This window comes from Flavobacterium phragmitis, assembly GCF_900112575.1.
GTDB lineage: Bacteria > Bacteroidota > Bacteroidia > Flavobacteriales > Flavobacteriaceae > Flavobacterium > Flavobacterium phragmitis.
Map to the genome: position 1 here is coordinate 326,377 of NZ_FOMH01000008.1, position 20,483 is coordinate 346,859.

The following is a 20,483-nucleotide window of genomic DNA, read 5'->3' on the forward strand; positions in this document are numbered from 1 at the left end:
ACAATACATTTCAATACAATTTTGCCCGTTAATAAACACGGAAGGAATTTTTTTGCCCAGTTTTTAATTTTAAAATCGGTGGTTTAAGAGTTTCTTACGCCAATAATTTTGTTGGTTACCAATGAAAGCATTCAACAAAAATTTTAAAACAATTTTTAAAACAAATATTTCATTATGAAAAAACTATACATATTTATATTATTCTGGTTATCGGTTTTTGTATTCAATATACAGGCACAAGCCCCTAATTTACCTGTAAAGACAACTTTAGCTACGACATTAAATGGTCCTAAGACTTTTACAAATGCTTCGACTTCAGATATTCTAACATTTCCCTTATCCAATCAAAGCGAGTTTACTTTAGAAGTAAAAGCCAAAGTCAATTCAGCTGTTGGAAGAGGATTTGATGTTGAAGTTAAAAATACAATCGGCCTCGGATTTAGAACTTCTTTGGATAAAACCACTTTTAATAGTACTACAATCTTATCAACGCCTGAAAATTTAAGTACTTCTGTAGACAATGCTCAGGAGCAAACATATCGATATGCTGTAAAAGATGGTGTTGCCAATATTTATCAGGACGGACATTACTTAGCTTCTAAAACACTCGATTTTCTAAATGATACTTCAGGCGCTCCAGTAGCATACGGTGCTGACAATTTATTAGGAAGATGGGCAGGAGTAACTGGAAACAACTCTGGAAAACCAAACGATTATGGCTGGGCAAATACGTCAACAAGCCTTCCTTGGAATACTGCTAATTCTACCTCTGGTGTTCGCTATTTGGATGTGACTTCTGGGCATACTTTTGAATCAGATAATTCGGTTTACAGTGGTAGAATCATGTATATTCGTTGGGACAATGCCAGTTATTCGGCAGCAACTTATAGTTATCCTGTTAAACTAGAGCAAGGTTTGAGATATGAATTTTCATGGCTTTATGAATATATTTCTAATGCAGCAGCAGGAGTCAAATTAAATGTGTCCATATCCTCAGGTGCTGACGGATCTGGAGTTATTGCTTCTAAAACATTTACAACCGGAAGTGCCAATAAATTACGAAGAGGAGATTTGTCTTTTGTTTCGAATGTGGATGGCAATTATTACTTAACCATCACAGGCGATTATGCACTCATGGCTATTGCCGACTTAAAATTGAAATCTTCCAATTTAATCAATACTTGGGACGGTTATTACAATGATAATGCAGGAACTCCTGCTGCTTATGGATGGACGAATGTTGCTTCTCCATCTATCTTTAATACAGCCAACAGCACCAGCGGAGCACGTTTTATGGATGTAACTTCGGGACATACTTTTGAATCCGACAATTCAGTTTACAATGGCAGATTAATGTACATTAGATGGGACAGCACTGCGCTTGAAAACTCCGTTTATTCATTTCCAGTACAATTAGAAGCCTCAAAAGGCTATCAGTTTTCATGGATATACGAATACATTTCGAATTTAAGTCCAGGTTCTCAAATGACGGTTTCAGTTTCTACAGCTGCAAATGGCGGCGGAACCGTTTTGGCAACTAAAAACTTTACGACAGGAGCTGTCAATAAACTAAGAAAAGGAGATTTGGCATTTCAATCACAAAGTGCAGGAACGTATTATATCAATGTTACAGGAGCCAAAGCACTTTTTGGAATAGCAGATTTAAAAGTGCAAGGACAGGAAACAGCCAACATTGTAATTGGTAAAAATTATGCAAGCGGTGCTGTAGATATGGCGATCACTTCGGTTACATTTGAAAATTTGGCTTATGCTCCTGATAAAGTAATTAGCCCGTCATTGCAAACGATAAATATTTCAAGCAATACGACTGCAGGAGCTTTTGCGAAATCAAAAGTAGTTTTAAGCGGAACAGCTTCTTTGTATCTTAAAAATGGAAACAATCCGTTAATCAATTCGACAGTCAACTTAACATCAACAGACAACAGTTTATATTTTGAAAATGTCAAACCAAGTGAGGTAATCAGTTCACAGTTGCAATATGTTTCGGTAAACGGTACTTTGGCGGTCAATGGTACAAATGTAAACGTTACTAATTATGGCGGAGGAACAGTGGTTTCGCCTTATGTTGCAGACTATCAACCATTACAAGTTTTTACTGAAGAAAATTTTGGAGGATCATCACAGCAGTATGTTACCGTAACTCCATTTGATAATTTAGGGGCTTTTGACAATGCCATTAAATCATTCAAACTAAAAAAAGGATATATGGCGACTTTCGCTACCAGTGCAGATGGATCAGGCTACAGCCGAGTTTATATTGCAGAAAATGAAGATTTGGAAGTACCTGTTTTACCCATTAATTTAAAAGGAACCATTTCGTTTGTTCGAACCATGAGATGGCATCAGGTTACTAAAAAAGGACTTGCTGGAGGAAGTACAGAAGCGATTAATTCAACCAATATTACTTGGTATTACAATTGGAACACAGGAATGGATACTACACCAAATGTAGAATATGTTCCAATTCGTCAAACTCAATGGTGGCCTTCCTTTACACCAGCTTATACTAAAGAGGGATACACTCATTTATTAGGATTTAATGAACCAGATCGTCCAGATCAAGCCAATATGACCGTTGAGGCAGCCATAAGCAATTGGCCAGCTTTATTGAAATCAGGATTACGAGTAGGTTCTCCGGCGACTTCAGATCCGTATAATCCCTGGATGGCTAATTTTATGACTCAGGCTGAGGCTAATAATTACCGCGTAGATTACGTAGCATTACACTGTTATTGGTTTAAAACCGCTGCACAATGGAAAAGCGATCTGCAATACATCTATGACAAATACAAAAGACCAATCTGGATTACAGAATGGAATATTGGGGCAAACTGGACAGCTAATAATTTCCCTGATGATGTGAATACGCTTACAGATGCCAATGCAACCAAACACAAAAATGATTTAGCATCGATTTTGGCTGTTTTGGAAAGTGCCGATTATGTAGAACGTTATTCCATCTACAATTGGGTTCAGGATGCCAGAGCAATGTATGTGACGATTAATGACGCTTTTAAAACTAGAAATCCAAACTGGCAAAATTACGTTTGGCTGCAGAATGCACCAGTAATTTCTAGTACAGCGACCGATTATACAGTTTTAACTCCTGCGGGTCAATATTATGCTAAAAATGCATCGGCGAAAGCCTATAATTCGGCTAAAGAATATGTTCCGTTATGGAAAACAAAAGTAGAAATGTTGAGTTACACACTTTCTTCTGATTATAAAAATATTACCATAAAATGGACAGGAACCAATCAAGAGTTGGTAAACAAATATGTTTTGGAGAGAAAACTAACAGGTGAAAATGCGTTTTCTGTTTTCTATGAATCAACAGATTATACTATTATTTCAAAAATAGATCAGGTTCGCACTCATGCCGAATACAGAATTAAAGTTATAGGTAAAGACAATGTAGAGTCAGCTTATTCTGCGGTAATGGTTTACGATCAGCCTGCGGTTCCGGCAATTCCAGAAGATTTTATAGGTGAAGCAGTATCATCATCAACGATTAATTTAAAATGGTCTCTTGCAACAGGAGCGGAATCGTATAAAATCAAAAGAGCCACAACACTTAATGGAACTTATGATGTTATAAACGCTTATGTAAAAGACAGCATTTTTAACGACACTAATTTAGAAGCAAATACAGACTATTTCTACAAGATTGCATCAGAGAATGCAGGAGGAGAAAGTCAATATTCTGCGACTATACAAGTGAAAACATTGACAGCTTCTGGTACTTTGAGTGCTAAAAACGCAAATATAGGAGACATAAATGCGCTAGGAGAAGGCGTTAAAATAATCAGCGCGTATCCAAATCCAACAACGGGTCAGTTTGATATTTTCTTGCCAACAAATGAGGATAATGCCACAATTGGAATTTATACACTGGATGGCAAGCTGATTTCAACAGCAAACCATGCAAACGTAAATGGCAGCATTCATTTGAATATTGAAAATCAGCCTTCGGGAATTTATTTGGTAAAAATACAAGCACATCCTGATGCTACAGTCCGAGTTATTAAAAAATAAAATATTAAAAAATAAGTAAAGCGTACTGAAATTATTTTTAAACACATAGGAACGTGGTTTTTAAAACTGCGTAAAGGCATTTCATTAGCATCAACACACATAGGAAACTATGTGTTAGAAACTAGTTTCTTTCTGTTTTCTTTTTTTAGATAAAGAACAACTATGTTTCTATGTGTTTAATTTAAAAGTTAAGTGAAGTTTGGTTTTAATTAGTGCAGAGTTGACGAGGGATCTTTCGGGATCCCTTGTTAAAATAGAAAGATCTCAGAATTAACAGAGATTATTTAGGATTAAAAAATAGATATAAAATGAGATTTATCGGTAAGTTTTTAGTGGTGGGAATTGCTCTGATGTTGCTTTTTAGTTTCGTCAGGTACAAAGAAAAAGTTTTAATTTCTGAAGATTATAAGTTGGTCTGGGCAGATGAGTTTAATACAGATGGTCGTCCAGATAAAAAGAATTGGAATTACGAAATAGGTTTTGTGAGAAATCAAGAAAACCAGTGGTATCAGAAAGAAAATGCATTTTGCAAAGATGGTTATTTGATTATCGAAGCCAGAAATGAAAATAAACCCAACCCAAATTTTGTATCTAAAACGCATAAAGATTTTGCTAAAAATAGAGATTCCATAAAAGTGACTTCTTCCTGTTTGATTACCCGCGGAAAGCATTCCTGGCAATATGGCCGGTTCGAAATGCGTGCTAAAATTCCAGTTGGAAAAGGAATGTGGCCAGCCTTTTGGAGTTTGGGAGTAAAAGGAAACTGGCCAGCAAACGGCGAAATTGACATCATGGAATATTACACCGGAAAAATATTGGCGAATGCAGCATGGAAATCAAAAGAAGCGAATACAGCTTGGGATAGTGAAACATTTAAACTGAGTGATTTTAAGGACAAAGCATGGGCAGATCAGTTTCATGTTTGGAAAATGGATTGGGATGCACATTCGATTAAATTATATGTTGACAATCAATTATTAAATGAAATTAGTGTTGATAAAACCATATACTCAAAAGATCAAGAAATAATTCCATTTCAGCAGCCGCATTATTTATTAGTCAATCTGGCTGTTGGAGGGATAAATGGCGGAAATTTCACTAAAGCAGATCTTCCGTCAAGATACAGTATAGATTATATCAGGGTTTATCAAAAAAAATAAATAAAAAATGAAATTAAAATTTTCAATCATTATCAGTTTTGTGTGTTCTTTTGTTTTTTCGCAAAACAATTATTTTGTTCCGGGAAAACAGTGGAAAGATACAGAGGGAGTACATATTAACGCTCACGGTGGCGGAATTCTTTTTGATGCAGGAACGTATTACTGGTACGGCGAATATAAAACTTCGGGGCGTTCAGGAAACACCTCATTAGAAGGAATCAGCTGTTATTCCTCAAAAGATTTGTACAATTGGCATAACGAAGGCATTGTACTGCGAGTCGAACAAAATCCTAAATCAGAAATTACAAAAGGATGCGTTATGGAGCGTCCAAAAGTTATTTTCAATAAAAAAACAGGTCAATATGTGATGTGGTTTCATTTGGAACTAAAAGGGCAGGGTTATGATGCCGCAAAAGTCGCTGTTGCCATTAGTGATACTCCAAAAGGACCATTTAAATTTGTAAAATCCTATCGTCCAAATAAAAGTGTTTGGCCTTTGGATTATAAAGAGGAATTTAAAACAGCTTCTGCAAATGAAAAACAATTAAAGTCTTGGAGTCCAGAATGGCTCACAGCTATTCATAACGGAATGCTCGTTCGCAGGGATTTTGACAAAGGGCAAATGTCTAGAGATATGACCGTTTATGTTGATGATAATGAAAAGGCGTATTTAATTCATTCTTCGGAAGAGAATTTGACGCTTCATATTTCAGAACTTACAGCTGATTATTTAGATTTTACGGATAAATGGACAAGAGTAGCACCAGCAGGACATAATGAAGCGCCAGCTATTCTAAAGAAAGATGGGTTTTATTACATGATAACATCAGGCTGTACGGGCTGGGATCCAAATGCAGCAAGATCTTTTAAATCAAAATCCATTTGGGGACCTTGGGAAACGTTAGGAAATCCGTGTGTGGGTAAAGATGCTGAATTGACTTTTCATTCACAAAGCACTTATATTCTTCCTGTACAAGGCAAAAAGGATCAGTTTATTTTTATGGCTGATCGATGGAATCCTAAAAATCCAATTGATGGTACTTACATTTGGCTGCCAATAGAATTTGAAAACAATAAGCCTGTTTTAAAATGGTCTGACAAATGGAATTTAGAAGTTTTTACAGCAAACAAATAGTTGTATTATGCATTAGAAATCTGAAAAAAAATAAGAATGAATAATTTAAAAATGTGGTTTTTAACCACAATGTTTAGTCTGTCTTTATTTTCACAACAAAGAGAAAATACGAATAACGTTTTTAGAATTGTTAATCCAGATTATAAGCTGAGTCCTTATACCGGAATGACAAAACAACATTGGAAAGACGCTGGACTTTATTTATTAGAAGGCGCTTTTAGTTACATTCATAATCTGGATGATCCAATGAAGTTTCCAAAACAGCCTGGAAAAAGTTATCCGCAGGATGAAGGCAGAGTACCGACAGAGAAACTGGAAGGATTGAGCAGAACGTTGTTTATCGCTTCTCCGCTTCTTAAAGAAAATCCGAATTTGGTCATCAATAATATTAAAGTTGCTGACTATTATAGACATCAGTTTAGCAAATTAATCGATCCAAAAAGTCCTTCTTATATTACGCCGAGAGCTAAAAATGGAGGCCCGAGCCAGAATTTGGTGGAGTATGGAGCAATTGCCATGTCTTTGCTTACCAATCCAGAAGTGCTTTGGAAACCCTTACTGCAAGAGCAGAAAGATGCCTTGGCAAAATCGATGCTTAGTTACGGCGATGGTCCTACGGTATCTTCCAATTGGAAGTTTTTCAACATTTTTGTTTTAAGCTTTTTCAAAGAACAAGGTTATGCTGTGAATGAAAAACTGCTGGATGAATATCTGCAAAAATGTTTAAATGATTATAGAGGCGATGGCTGGTACAACGACAGTCCGGCTTACGATTACTACAGTATGTGGGGATTTCAATTGTATGGAGCGCTTTGGTCTGAATATTTTGGAAACAAATATTATCCTGAATATGCGGCGAAGTTCAAAAGTAATTTTAGAGATCTTAATTCTAATTATCCTTCAATGTTCAGCCAAAATGGTGAAATGATTATGTTTGGGCGAAGCATTAGTTATCGAATTGCGTCTATTGCCGCTTTTCCGTTTATGGGACTAGAAAATGATCCTTCGGTTAATAATGGCTGGTTACGCAGAATTTCTTCAGGAGTTTTAAAACAGTTTTTAGAAAATCCTGATTTTATGAAAGACAATGTGCCAACACTTGGTTTTTATGGAGCATTTGAGCCCGCCGTTCAAGTGTACAGCTGTAGAGGAAGCGTGTATTGGATGGGAAAAGCCTTTATGGGACTTTTATTGCCAGATGATAATCCGTTTTGGACAGCAAAAGAGAATGATGGAGATTGGGAAACCAAATTTAAAAAAGAGAATGTTTATAATAATTTTCTAAACGGTTCGAAGATTTTAATTACAGATTATCCAAATATTGGGGCATCAGAAATCAGAGCTTGGTGTCATGAAAAAAAGAAAGATGACTGGCAGGGATTCAGATCTACAGAAAATTATAACCGACTTTCTTATAATAGCGCTTTCCTTTGGCAGGCTGACAGTTCTAATGGAGAAGTGGCCATGAATTATGTTTTTAAAAATGCTAAACAAGAATGGGAACCGCTAAGATTATTTACTTTTAAAAAGTTTGAAGACGGCATTTATTACCGTAATGCGGTTTTGGAAAGCAATGATCATATCCAAATGAATCTGGCTGATATTCCGTTGCCAAACGGTATTTTAAGAATTGATAAAAATAGCAGTTCAGATGCTGTTGCGATGCGATTAGGACATTATGCTTTACCGCAATTGGACAAAGAGATTAAAACGACAACAAAGAATATTGATGGTAAAACTGTAACCATTATTGATAACGGAAAATACCAATTGGCGATGATGCCGCTTTTGGGCTGGGAAAAAACGGAAGTTGTTACTTGTAAAGATTTACATCCCGAAAGTGAAATCAGCAAAGTGATTGATGTTACGGCTAGTTTTAATCCGAATAATAAGAAAGCTAATATTTACGCAACTTTGATGCTTTGGAAAAAATCAGGTGAAAAATGGAAGAATAAAGAATTGATGCCACTAAAAATTAAAGAACAGAAAAATGGGACTGTCAGCATAGAATTTAATAATGGAATAAAGAAGCTGGTTGATTTTAAAAACGAATAATGGTGTAATTCATTTTTATATTTGTATTATTAACTAAAGAAAAAATTAAAAGCCTAAAATGAAATTTATTAGATTATCTATTTTAACCCTATTAGCTGTGGTGTATTCATCCCAAAGCTATTCACAGTCCATTGAATTCAATAACCCAATAGCAGAAAAACGTGCCGATCCGTGGGTGTATAAGACCAATTCGGGTGAGTATTATTTAATTGCGACAGTTCCCGAATATGATCGTATAGTACTGCGAAAAGCAAATAGTATTAACGGACTAAAAGAAGCCAAAGAAAAAGAAATCTGGCATAAACATACAACAGGAGTGATGGCAAATCATATTTGGGCTCCTGAATTGCACAGGATTGATGGCAAGTGGTATATTTATTTTGCCGCTGGTGAAGCTGAAAATAAATGGAATATCAGAATTTGGGTATTGTCCAATCCATCAGCAGATCCAATGCAGGGTAAATGGACAGAAGAAGGTCAGATAAAAACTAAAATAGATTCATTTTCTTTAGACGCTACAACTTTTGTGCATAACGGTAAAAGATATTTAATTTGGGCGCAGAATGTAAGAGGAGGAAAACATGGTACAGCTTTGGTTTTATCAGAAATGAAAAATCCGACTACACTTACAGGTCCAGAAATCGTTATTACAGAACCTGAATTTGGCTGGGAAAGAGAAAAGTATAATGTAAATGAAGGTCCAGCTGTCATTCAAAAAAACGGAAAAATATTTGTTAGTTATTCTGCTAGTGCAACGAATCATAATTATTGTATGGGATTGCTTTGGATTAATGAAAATGCCGATTTGCTAAATGTAGCTAATTGGAATAAATCTCCAGCTCCTGTTTTTTATACGAATCCAGATTTAAAGCGATATGGTCCAGGCCACAATTCATTTACAACTTCTGAAGATGGAAAAACAACGATAATGATTTACCATGCGAGAGATTACAAGGAAATTCAAGGAGATGAGTTATCAGATGTAAATCGTGCAACCCGAGCTCGTGTTGTGGAGTGGACAGAAAGCGGTTTTCCTGATTTTATGCAAAACAAAAAAGATTAATACTTTACATCTGTTCGATATAGAATTTGTAAAGTGCTGTACTATAAAAGCTGTCTCATTTTTTTGAGACAGCTTTTTTATTTAGTCATTTTGATTCATATATATGTAAAGTACCATGAAATCAGGTATTTTTTTTTGTCTTTGATGTCAGTAAATTTGTAGCTAATCAAAGAAAGCCATCATGAGAAATAAAGGTATAGACCAATTTTTAGTTATGAAATCAAGTTTCGCGAAGCAGCTTTTTCAGATATTCTTTTTAGCTTTAGTATTAGTTTCTTGTTCAAGTGATGATAATGGATCAGATAATTCAGGATCCGATTATTATTTTAGAGCAACTTTGGACGGACGAAAAATAGATTTTTACGATGTAAATTTTCAAGGAAGCGGTAACGATAATCGATTTGAACATATCACAGTTGGAGGATTCGAGGCGCCTTATCCAACAAAAGTTGGCGAGCAAATACCACCTTCTTTAGATTTTGAAATTTGGAGAATAGGAGGAGACATCAAAGCAGGTATATATTCCACACCTGCTGAATCAGAAATGATAGCACGTTATGCTATTCAAACTGCAAACGGAACGATTGTTTACAACACCAGCACAGCAGATGATATTTTTACATTAAAAATAGAATCTATTAGTAAAAATGGCATCAAAGGAACATTTTCTGGAAAGGTTAGGAATTTAGATTCAGGTAAAGCAATAGAAATTACAGAAGGAACTTTTAATCTTCCTTATGAAGATATTATTAGTCCAAAATGAGAGTATTCGAAATGATAAAAGCCAATTTGTTAAACGATAATTACAATAGTAAAAGAATGAAATTATATCCCTTTATTTTTGCACTGATGCTGTTTCCATTTATTGCAATCAGTCAGAAGGCAATTGCACCTGGTAATAAAGATATCAATACCAAGTATATCAAACCAGAAAAGTCACTTTATACCGTATATTACGTTAAAGGTAAAGAATGGAAAAATATGGGAGCGTTGACTTATGATATTACATTGGCAAATAATCAATTAACTTTAAATAATACTTTTACTCCAAAAGATAATGGACAGCCAACCCCGCGAATTAGTACAGCAGATGCTTTAACACTTAAAGCGATTAGCTACTCTGATGAAACCAAGAATGCAAAGCTAAATCTTAATTTTGGTGGAACAATTACAGGTAATTATTATTCAAAGAAAACCAAGAAGGATAAAAAACTTAAACTCAATCCTAAAGAGGAATTCTTTGACTTTAACTGGACAGATCACTTAATCGGAACACTTCCATTGGATGTAGGGTATAAGGCCCGTTTTCCTCAATTTTATTATAATGATGGATCCGATGTATTGGTTGAATATTATACCATTAAAGAAGTAAAAAGTTTCATCTATAACTCTCCTAAAACTGGCAAGCATGAAACATGGCTGGTTACGGTTTTGGAAGAAAGCACCAATGCCACTTATAATTATATTATAGACAAAAAAGACCGCCGTTTGTGGCAACGCGAAATGTCTATGGCAAACGGAATGTGGGAAATCACAGTCAACGAAGAGCTAGATTATCAGCCTATTAAAAATAAATTTGATAAAGAAGCTGTCGCTAGACAAATCTCTGGCGGTAACAGTGTTATAATTGGTACAGCTTATGCAAGATCTGATTCTGGCAAGAGACTAGGCGGTTTAGTCAATACAGCTAAGAAACAATATGCTCCAATAGGAACAGAGATTACGCTTTTTCCGAGTTCAGCTTATTATGAAGAATGGGTGGAAGTCAACAAGAAAATCCGTAAACAGAAAAAAATGCCTGAAGTTCCTTTGGATAGCAATTTCGGATATTCTATTAAAAAAGCCAAAGTGTATGACGATCAAGGACATTTCGAGTTTTCTGATCTAATGCCTGGAACTTATATTGTCATGGTTAGTTTTGATTTTTCAAATTCTTATAACTATTCGTACGTATCAGGATATACCAATTATTATAATTATTTCGGCTATCAAGGTTCTACAACAAATTATGGAACAGCGAGACAATATTACACAGACAAAGCCAATATTGAAAAGCGTGTAAGCATTGATAAAGATGGTGAGAAAAAGGAGATTAACTTAAAAGAAATATAAAAATAAGAAAGCCGAACAATCGAAGTATTTTGTTCGGTTTTCAGATTTTTAAACCAAATTATTATTTTTTGTTGACTAATAATAAACCAAGAGTAATTCCTAATCCTGCAAACAATGCTAGTTTAAAGTTGCTATTTGCTGTTTTTGAAGGGGGAATGCCATAAACTCTCAAAGGTTCTTTAGAATTTGTCAAAACATTTCCAGAATTATTTTCCTTGGTCTGATTGAGTTTCATTTTTGTTCTTACAACAGCAGATGCTGTATTCATAATCGTTTTAGGAAATAATTTATAGGTTTTTGTAATTGCAGATGCTTTTAAGTCGGGAAACGAATCTTTTTTAGGATTTTTTGCCAATTCAACTATTTTAGCGGCCGTATCACGAGGATCGGATGCGATAAAAGGTATTGTCATATCAAATCCGGAATATTTGGCCGAATGCAGATTACCAGTTGAGTTTTGCAATTGTGGATAAAGATTACAGATATGAATATGTTTTCTGTTGGAAATCTCCCCTTGAAGACATTCCATCATCCCTCTGATTCCGTATTTTGATGCGGAATAGACAGCACTATAAGGTGCAGGCATAAATCCTCCAATGGATATATTATTAATCAAAATTCCTTCATTTTGCTCCTTAAAAATTTTGATGGCATTGTAAGCTCCATGCATATAGCCAAACAAATTGGTTTTAATAACCTGCTGATGGACTTCTAGAGGAATTTCCTCAAATTTTCCGCTGGCCATAACGCCCGCATTGTTAACCCAAATATCGATTCTTCCGCCAATTGCCAGAGCTCCAGCGGCAACTTTTTCCACATCTTCTGCAATTGACATGTCTGCGGGAATACCAACAGCCTTAACATTTAGAGCGCGACAGTAATCTACTACTTCATCAATACCTTTTTTTCCTCTTGCTGTAATCACTAAATTACAGCCCTCACGAGCAAATGCTTCTGCGGCCGCACGACCAACACCACTGCTGGCACCAGTTATAACAACAATTTTTCCTTTAAGGTTGCTGTTATGTTTATGTATATCTTCCATGATTCTATTTCTTTAATTGTTAGAATTTTATTTGTTTTTTGGAAGTATAAAATTAGAGTAAGAGATTCTGTTTCAGTTATATAATTATTTTCAATAATTGTTTAATTATGATAAAAGGGATTTATTCAATTTATTGATTCAATAAAAAAATCAATGGTTTTGTGCTTTGCAGACCAAAACCGAATTAACCGAGCAATAAATCCATGTTTTTATTAATGAACTACATCTGTACCAGCAGCAACAAGACGGAATAAAGGTTCGTATTTTCTTAACCTATGATCTAAATTATGATGCAAAGGTGCTGGTCCAACACTTCCTTGGAGACAATATAATTTCTGTTTATGAATGAACATAAACTGCAGCATTCGTATTTTCTTTTTATCTGTATTAAAAGCTATTATTTCTTCCATTTCTACCATTAGTGCAGGCATTCCGTCAATCTTAACTTTTTCTGTTCTAATAATTTTGCTTTCTGGGGCTATCATTTCAGAAACAGTCTTTTCATTTAGGAGAAGATTTTGGTCGTCCTCTAATTCATACATTACGATTAAAATTCTCTCGTCGCCAGTTCCATCATGACTGGTGAATTGCTGGATGGTTGCGGGCATCTGTGCTTCTTCAGCATTCCAGCTTCTTGGAATGGCTATTTTGACAATAGATTCTTCTGCCTTGGGATGATCTTTTGTTGAAAAGTACATAGTATGTCCATCAGCAAATTCCTGATGTGGCGCGTCAAGGTAAGCAAATGACATGATGCCCTTTTCACCAATAGTATCATAACTAAAACGGATTTTGTCTTTGACTTTTTTTATAAAATCCTTTGCGTGTTTTTCTTGCTCAATCGGATATTTTAATTGCTGATTTACCAAAGAATCAATATGTTTTTGCAATATTTTAAATTGATTCTCTTTCAGTTCCTCTTTTAAAAACTGCTCTATATTTCGCTGAGCTCTTCCGTGTAATACAGCACTCTTTTGTACCGATTCTACATCATCTTCAAGAGATGGAAACTGCATTGCGACTTTCTCCAGCGCAGATCCTTGTCCTTTTAGAAAAGCATATGTTTCGATTGCCAGCATCACTTTTGGAGAATAGTTTTGCGGTTGCGCTTGGCAATAAATAGCCAATAAACAGGTAATAAAAAGTAGAAAAGTTTTCATTTTAAATCAGTCAGATTTTTGCTGTTATGGTCTAGATAATGTAACATGATATGTAATAATGCTAATGTAAAATCTTCTGTAAAATTGTATTTATATTATTTGCTAAATATGTTGCAGAATTTTCAGCTAATGTAGATAAATTAAGTGTTTAAAATTCTGATTTACTGGGAATTGTGTAATATCATTCTGAAATTAAATACATCTTTCTCTTTTTCTCGGTTGTACCTTTAGTACTCGTTAAAACTATTATACAATCAAAAAAAATAAATGAGTTATGGCAGAAATTAAAATTGAGAAAAAGAAGCCTGTATGGCCTTGGGTTGTAGCCTTGTTATTAATTGGCGCAATTATATATTATATGTTTTTAAGAAATGATGAGGCGCAGCCTGTAAGAGAGGTCGAAGTTGAAAATACAACTATAACCGACACGATAAATTAAATCAAGAAATACAATATTAAAAAATAACCTCATGGGAAATAAAGATAAAAACTTATATAGATTAGACGAACTTTCCGACTATAAAATTGCTTCAAACTATTCTGATGTAAGAGGATGGAAGATCGTAGATTCGGACAACCGTACTATTGGCAAAATAGATAATCTTTGGGTCAATAAAGATATGATGCGTGTTGTTTATCTAGATGTAAGTGTAGATAAAGCATTGATTGAAGACAGCAAAAAAGAAGTGCATGATGCCATTGCATACGATAACGGAAAAGAATTTGTATACAAAGATGGAGACAGTCATATTATTATTCCGATTGGATCTGTAAATATTAATAAAGATACTAAGACTGTGATGGCAAATAGTATCGGATATGATACTTTTAGACGCACTAGCAGATATAACAGCCTGAATAATTTCGACAGGGATTATGAACGTAGTGTACTAAGATCCTATTATCCAGCAGATGAGTCAGGTTTTAATGCTGATGATGATACTTTTTACAACCGAAGGGAATTTGAGGGAAGATAAAAAGTCTCCTGTCAAGATTGAAAAACGTATTAAAATGAAATTAAAAGATCAAACGTTTCAGAATGTTTGATCTTTTTTATTGCAGAATTACATTTTGTAAAATTCTGAAAATATGGGAATTGTGTAAATTTAGACTGAAATTATGTAAAATATTGGGTTTCGGTGTAATTTAATTTAGAGGTATGAAATACAGAAATATTTTACTAGTAGACGATGATACTGATGATGCAGAAATCTTCGTAACCGCCTTACAGACAATTAATAACAAGATAAAATATTCAGTAGAAAACAATGCTTTGGAAGCTCTTAAAAAGTTACAGCATTCAAAGTTATCTCCTGATATGATTTTTCTTGATTATCATATGCCGTATCTGGATGGAACGGAGTTTCTTAAATTGCTTCGCAGTGTAAAAGAACTAAAAAAGATTCCTGTTGTACTTTATTCGGGACATTCAGGAACTTTGCTGAAAGAGGCTGTAGATAAATTCAAAAAAGTGCAGTTTTTGAAAAAGCATGAGAATTTTAGAAAACTTACAGAACTTTTAAATGACATAATTACATTAGAAACAGCGACGAAAAAATAGTAGCTAGAAGATTTGGAGAGGAAATTGTTATTTTTGAGTTAATATTACCTCCAGTAACTATCAATAGTTATTAAATCTCTATTTTTAAAATCTTAAAGAATAAGCCCCCCAATAATGATCAAGAAGATTTTAAAAAAAGTTGCAATATGTATTGTAACCCTATTTTTACTTTTGGTAATTGTACTGACAATTGTTCCCTATTTTTTTAAAGATGAAATAACAGCTAAAATTGAAAGTTTAGCCAATCAAAAGCTGGATGCCGAAGTTCGCTTTGATGAAATTGGTCTTTCTGCTTTCAAACATTTTCCCGCAATTATTCTGTATGCTAAAAATGTCAGCATCGTAAACAAAAAAGTTCAGTTTACGTCATCAAATGTGGTTAAGGCTGAAACAGCTGCTGTTGGAGTCAATTTTTATAGTTTACTAAAAGGCAAAATAATTTTAGACGCCGTTTATTTGGATGATGCTAATTTAAACCTCGAGATAGATCCAAAAGGACATGCGAACTTTAATATCGTAAAACCTTCTAAAGCTCCTGTAGATACCACTCAAACAGAATTTAAGATAAGGAAAGTCGTTATCAGCAAAACCAATATCCATTACAATGATAAAAGTACCCTTTTAAAGTTTAAAGTTCAAGATCTTAACTATAAAGGGACAGGAGACTTAAGTGCCGATTTTTTTGATCTTAATTCTAATGTAAAAATAAAGACGTTTGATTTCAGTGTAGCTGGAGTCGATTATGTACGCAGTAAACCCATAAATGCTGAAATTGTTACTTACATAGATACAAAAGCCCTTAAATTTAAGTTTGAACGAAATGCTATTCGAATTAAAAATTTTCCTTTTTCGTTTAATGGTTATTTTGCTTTCATAAAAGGAGGTTACGATTTTGATCTGCGAATGATTTCTAAAAATTCTACTTTAGAAGAAATGCTGTCGCTTGTACCACCGGCTTATGACCAATGGCGCGAACAAATGACGATTACGGGTAATATTAATTTTGGAATTTTCGCACGCGGTAAATACATGCAGGACCAATCGGAGAAACCAGTTGTTTCAGCAGATTTACAAATTAACAGCGGTACGATTGCCTACAAAAAAATTAAAGAACCTGTAAAAGATATTACTATTTCGGCCAAAGCTTTGGTTAGAGATTTAGATATTAATAAGTTGAAATTTGATTTGGATAATCTTTCGTTTAATCTGGATAAAAAGAAAACAACGGTTAATTTCCATTCAGAAGGTTTTAAGAAGTTAAAGATTAAAACGGCAATAAAAGCTGATTTAGATGTAGCGAAATTCAAAGATGCACTGAATCTGAACGATAATGATATTCGTGGCAATATTGCACTTGACTTAAAAGCCGATGGTATTTTTCTAAGAGATTTAGGATTTAGTCCGCGTTTGAATAAAATAGACACTATAATTAAAAGTATTCCAAAGTTTCAGCTGAATCTAAGTTTAAAAAATGGCTATTTAAAAAATACCAAAACACCAGATGCGATAAAAAATGTTAATCTGAATCTGAGTTTAACGGCTAAAGACAGTATTTTAAGAAATGTTTCAGGAAAAATAACCAATTTGAATGCAGAAGCGCTGGGCAATTTTATTCATGGACAATTTGAACTTCATAAATTATATCCTTTTACGGTAGATACCGAATTGGAATCTAAAATTAACTTAGCCACCATACATCAATTTTATCCTTTGGACAGCTTGGAAGTCAAAGGTGATTTGAATTTAAAAGTTAGCATGCACGGGGTTTTAAACCGTAAGCAGAAAAAATATCCCTCATCGAAAACCATCGTAAATATTAAGAATGGCTATTTAAAATCACTTAAATTCCCTAACATTCCTATTGGGAATATAAATGTGAGCGCTGCTGTAAGCAGTAATAGAGGTACAGGAGAAGATTTAAATGTAAAATTGCAGCCAGCTGAATTTGTTTTGGCTGGATCGCCTTTTAAAGTAGAAGGGGAGGTTACTAATCTTTATGATTTAGTGTATAATATCAAAACTCAGGGAACGCTGGATGTTGGTAAATTAACGCAATTATTTCCAGTGAAAGATGTTACGGTTTCAGGAATAATTCAGACCAATCTTATTGCTAAAGGTTCTAAGAAAGATTTAGATGCCAAAAACTACGACAATATTAAAAATGGCGGCAAACTTGAAGCTCGAAATTTAGTAATCAAGAGTGCCATGTTTCCAGAGCCGTTTCAGGTTTCTAAAGGGACATTTAAGTTTTTTAAGGATAAAATGCGTTTTGAGCAAATTAGCGCTACTTATGGTAAATCTGATATTGTTTTAAATGGTTATATTCATAATGTTTTGCGTTATCTTTTTAATAGAAAGTATTTACAACAATCTAATGAAAAGCTTAAAGCAGATATTGAACTTTCGAGTAATCATATTAATGCCAATGAATTTTTTGATATGATTGCAAAATATACCGATCAGAAAGCGGAAGAAGAAGCCACGCAAAAAACAGATACTACAGCTGTAAGTACTATTGCTAAAAATGCCGGTGATAAAAACAAAAACTTCGTTATTAGAATTCCACGAACAGCCGATTTAAAGATTACAGCAAAGGTTAACGATTTAGAATTTGATACATATAAGATTAATGATTTTGTTGGAAACCTTGTTGTGAACGAGCGCAAAGTTCAGGTGACCCAAGCGGCTTTTAATATGGCGGGCACCAAAATAGAAATGACGGGAGATTACAAAGCCCAGCATCGTTTATTGGCGAAATATAATGCAAATTTTAAAGCAAGTAATTTTGATATTCAGCGTGCTTATAAAGAGATTCCGATTTTTGCTGAACTGGTTTCTATGGCTAAAGATGCGTACGGTTTAGTTTCAGTTGATTATCAGCTTGGAGGAAGTATTGACCGAAATATGGATATTGATTTTAAATCTATTGATGGAGAAGGAACATTAACTCTGGAAGACATTAAATTTAAAAACTTTAAACTTTTAAATCACGTAGCCAAAAAAGCAGATGCAGCCGATTTAGAAAAAGCTTCCTTTAATAAAGTTGCCATTCATTCGACCATTAAAAATAATGTAATGACGATTACGCCTACCACTATGAAAATGGCTGGTTTTAGGGGAAAACTGGAAGGTCAGGTAACAATGGACGGAAAAATAAATGTAGGTTTCCGATTAGGGCTTCCGCCAATGGGACTTATCAATATTCCAATGAAAATTACAGGTACTGCAGATGATTTTGAAATTTCTACTGGAAAATTCAAAGAAGACACCAGTTTTGCAGAAGAAAGCGAACTCAAAAATTTAAAACCAGAAGAACGTCGCCGACCTAGAGAAAGAGATACATTAAATACAACACGTACGAATTCAAGAAGAAGAGACAGCTTAAAATGAGATTGTTCTTTAGCATAGCACATACTTTGTGTGATTCCTTTTTTAACTTATCTTCGCTGTTTATACATTTATGAGTACATTCCACTCATTTAAAAATTTAATCTGTGAAAAAAGAACATGAAAATGTAGAAGACAGCCAGCTGAAACGCGGACTGACTAATCGCCACATTCAGTTAATTGCTTTAGGAGGATCAATAGGAACAGGTCTTTTCCTTGGTATTGGTCCAGCAGCAGTATTAGCAGGACCATCTGTAATTCTGGGATACGCTATTGCTGGAATTATCGCCTTTTTTATTATGAGACAGCTTGGTGAAATGGTTGTCGAAGAACCTGTTTCAGGAAGTTTCAGCTATTTTGCTTATAAATATTGCGGTTCTTTTGCAGGTTTTGCATCGGGCTGGAATTACTGGATTTTATACATTTTAGTCAGTATGGCTGAACTTACAGCCATTGGGGTCTACGTCCAGTTCTGGTGGCCCGAAATTCCGCTGTGGGCATCCAGTTTGTTTTTCTTTTTGGTGATTAATGCTTTGAATTTTGCTTCCGTAAAAGTCTATGGAGAAACAGAATTTTGGTTCTCCATCATAAAAGTGGTAGCTATTATTGCTATGATTCTTTTTGGTACTTACTTATTGGTAAGTGGAACAGGAGGAGAGCAGGCAACTATTCATAATTTATATAATGATGGAGGTTTTTTTCCAAAAGGCATCTTTGAAAAAACGGCAACCGGAGATTTTCAGGGCTTATTGTCGGCAATGGCACTGATTATGTTTTCTTTTGGAGGATTAGAACTCATTGGCATTACGGCAGCCGAAGCAGAAAATCCGGAAAAAAACATTCCAAAAGCAACCAATCAGGTTATTTATAGAATTCTGATATTTTATGTTGGAGCTTTAGTTATTTTATTTGCCTTGTCGCCATGGAGACAGATTACGACAGACAGCAGTCCTTTTGTAATGGTTTTTCAAAATTTAAACGGAATGGAGTTTGAGCTGTTTGGCAATAAAATATATTTTACGCGTCTTATTGCCAATGTGCTTAATCTAATTGTTTTAACTGCTGCTTTATCGGTTTATAACAGTAGCGTTTACAGCAACTCCCGTATGTTATTTGGTTTAGCCGATCAAGGTAGTGCGCCTCAATTTTTAAAGAAGCTAAACAAACAATCAGTGCCAGTAAATGCTATTTTGATTTCGTCCTGTTTTGCAGCCATCTGTATTTTAATCAATAAAGTAATTCCGGAAGAGGCTTTTAGTATTTTAATGTCTTTAGTAGTGTCTTGTTTAGTGATTAACTGGGTTATGATTTCGTATACACACCTGCAATTTAGACGGACAAAAGATCAGGAAAACATAAAAACCAAGTTCGCATCCCTATTTTATCCGGTAAGCAATTATATTTGTTTTGTGTTTTTATTGGGTATTTTATCCATTATGTGGATGACGAATATGAAAATATCGGTAGAATTGATTCCTATTTGGCTGGGTATTTTGTTTGTATTTTATAAAGTTTTTAAAGTAAAAAAATAAGTAGCTTTTACGGTATTATTTTTTGATACATTGAAGAAAAGTTTTTAAACACAGAGAGACATAGTTAATTCCTTATCTATAAAAGGAAACAAAAAAGAAACTAGTTTCTTAACACATAGCTTTGTGTTTTATTAAAAGTGAAACGACTTTTACCATGAAGAAAATCTATGTTTCTATGTGTTTAAAAAATAATTACACTCAACGATTTATTGCATAT

The 20,483-nt window shown here is 34.4% G+C and carries 14 protein-coding genes; 12 read left to right on the forward strand and 2 right to left on the reverse strand.

The window, feature by feature from the left end; all coding sequences use genetic code 11:
* Positions 1-174 precede the first annotated feature (174 nt).
* The 7 genes from BM289_RS16100 (at position 175) to BM289_RS16130 (ending at position 11,581) form a co-directional block, all read left to right on the forward strand.
* The gene (locus BM289_RS16100) at positions 175-4,056 is read left to right on the forward strand and encodes a glycosyl hydrolase (RefSeq protein WP_091495372.1); all 3,882 of its coding nucleotides are present in this window, start codon (positions 175-177) and stop codon (positions 4,054-4,056) included.
* Between the two features lie 308 nt (positions 4,057-4,364).
* Entirely contained in the window at positions 4,365-5,216 is an 852-nt protein-coding gene (locus BM289_RS16105) for a glycoside hydrolase family 16 protein (protein WP_091495374.1), read from the forward strand.
* Between the two features lie 7 nt (positions 5,217-5,223).
* The gene (locus tag BM289_RS16110) at positions 5,224-6,351 is read left to right on the forward strand and encodes a glycoside hydrolase family 43 protein (RefSeq protein ID WP_091495376.1); all 1,128 of its coding nucleotides are present in this window, start codon (positions 5,224-5,226) and stop codon (positions 6,349-6,351) included.
* A gap of 36 nt (positions 6,352-6,387) precedes the next feature.
* The gene (locus BM289_RS16115) at positions 6,388-8,406 is read left to right on the forward strand and encodes a DUF2264 domain-containing protein (protein WP_091495378.1); all 2,019 of its coding nucleotides are present in this window, start codon (positions 6,388-6,390) and stop codon (positions 8,404-8,406) included.
* Between the two features lie 58 nt (positions 8,407-8,464).
* A complete protein-coding gene (locus BM289_RS16120) occupies positions 8,465-9,469 on the forward strand; it encodes a glycoside hydrolase family 43 protein (protein WP_091495380.1) in 1,005 nt (334 codons plus the stop codon).
* Positions 9,470-9,650: 181 nt separating this feature from the next.
* Positions 9,651-10,232: a hypothetical protein gene (locus BM289_RS16125; protein ID WP_091495383.1), complete on the forward strand. Its 582-nt coding sequence runs from the start codon at positions 9,651-9,653 to the stop codon at positions 10,230-10,232.
* On the forward strand, positions 10,229-11,581 hold the full coding sequence (locus BM289_RS16130; protein ID WP_244165389.1) for a DUF3108 domain-containing protein: 1,353 nt from the start codon (positions 10,229-10,231) through the stop codon (positions 11,579-11,581). The genes BM289_RS16125 and BM289_RS16130 overlap by 4 nt, the downstream gene beginning before the upstream one ends.
* 61 nt (positions 11,582-11,642) lie before the next feature.
* On the opposite strand, the gene BM289_RS16135 is transcribed toward BM289_RS16130, so the two are convergent.
* A complete protein-coding gene (locus tag BM289_RS16135) occupies positions 11,643-12,626 on the reverse strand; it encodes an SDR family NAD(P)-dependent oxidoreductase (protein WP_091495385.1) in 984 nt (327 codons plus the stop codon).
* A 212-nt stretch (positions 12,627-12,838) separates the two neighbouring features.
* The gene (locus BM289_RS16140) at positions 12,839-13,786 is read right to left on the reverse strand and encodes a hypothetical protein (RefSeq protein ID WP_091495386.1); all 948 of its coding nucleotides are present in this window, start codon (positions 13,784-13,786) and stop codon (positions 12,839-12,841) included.
* Between the two features lie 274 nt (positions 13,787-14,060).
* Between BM289_RS16140 and BM289_RS25465 the strand changes: the two genes are divergently transcribed.
* The 5 genes from BM289_RS25465 to BM289_RS16160 all read left to right on the forward strand — a co-directional run bounded on the left by BM289_RS25465 (position 14,061) and on the right by BM289_RS16160 (position 20,266).
* Positions 14,061-14,225, forward strand: coding sequence for a hypothetical protein (locus tag BM289_RS25465; protein ID WP_167365440.1), 165 nt, complete (start codon positions 14,061-14,063; stop codon positions 14,223-14,225).
* Between the two features lie 31 nt (positions 14,226-14,256).
* Positions 14,257-14,763 (forward strand): PRC-barrel domain-containing protein, encoded by a 507-nt coding sequence (locus tag BM289_RS16145; protein ID WP_091495387.1) that lies wholly within the window; start codon positions 14,257-14,259, stop codon positions 14,761-14,763.
* Positions 14,764-14,945: 182 nt separating this feature from the next.
* Positions 14,946-15,347 (forward strand): response regulator, encoded by a 402-nt coding sequence (locus BM289_RS16150; protein WP_091495389.1) that lies wholly within the window; start codon positions 14,946-14,948, stop codon positions 15,345-15,347.
* 114 nt (positions 15,348-15,461) lie between these two features.
* A complete protein-coding gene (locus tag BM289_RS16155) occupies positions 15,462-18,737 on the forward strand; it encodes an AsmA family protein (RefSeq protein WP_091495390.1) in 3,276 nt (1,091 codons plus the stop codon).
* 104 nt (positions 18,738-18,841) lie between these two features.
* Positions 18,842-20,266 carry an amino acid permease gene (locus BM289_RS16160; protein WP_091495391.1) on the forward strand — a complete coding sequence of 475 codons (1,425 nt, stop codon included), beginning with the start codon at positions 18,842-18,844 and terminating at the stop codon, positions 20,264-20,266.
* Positions 20,267-20,483: the final 217 nt, after the last annotated feature.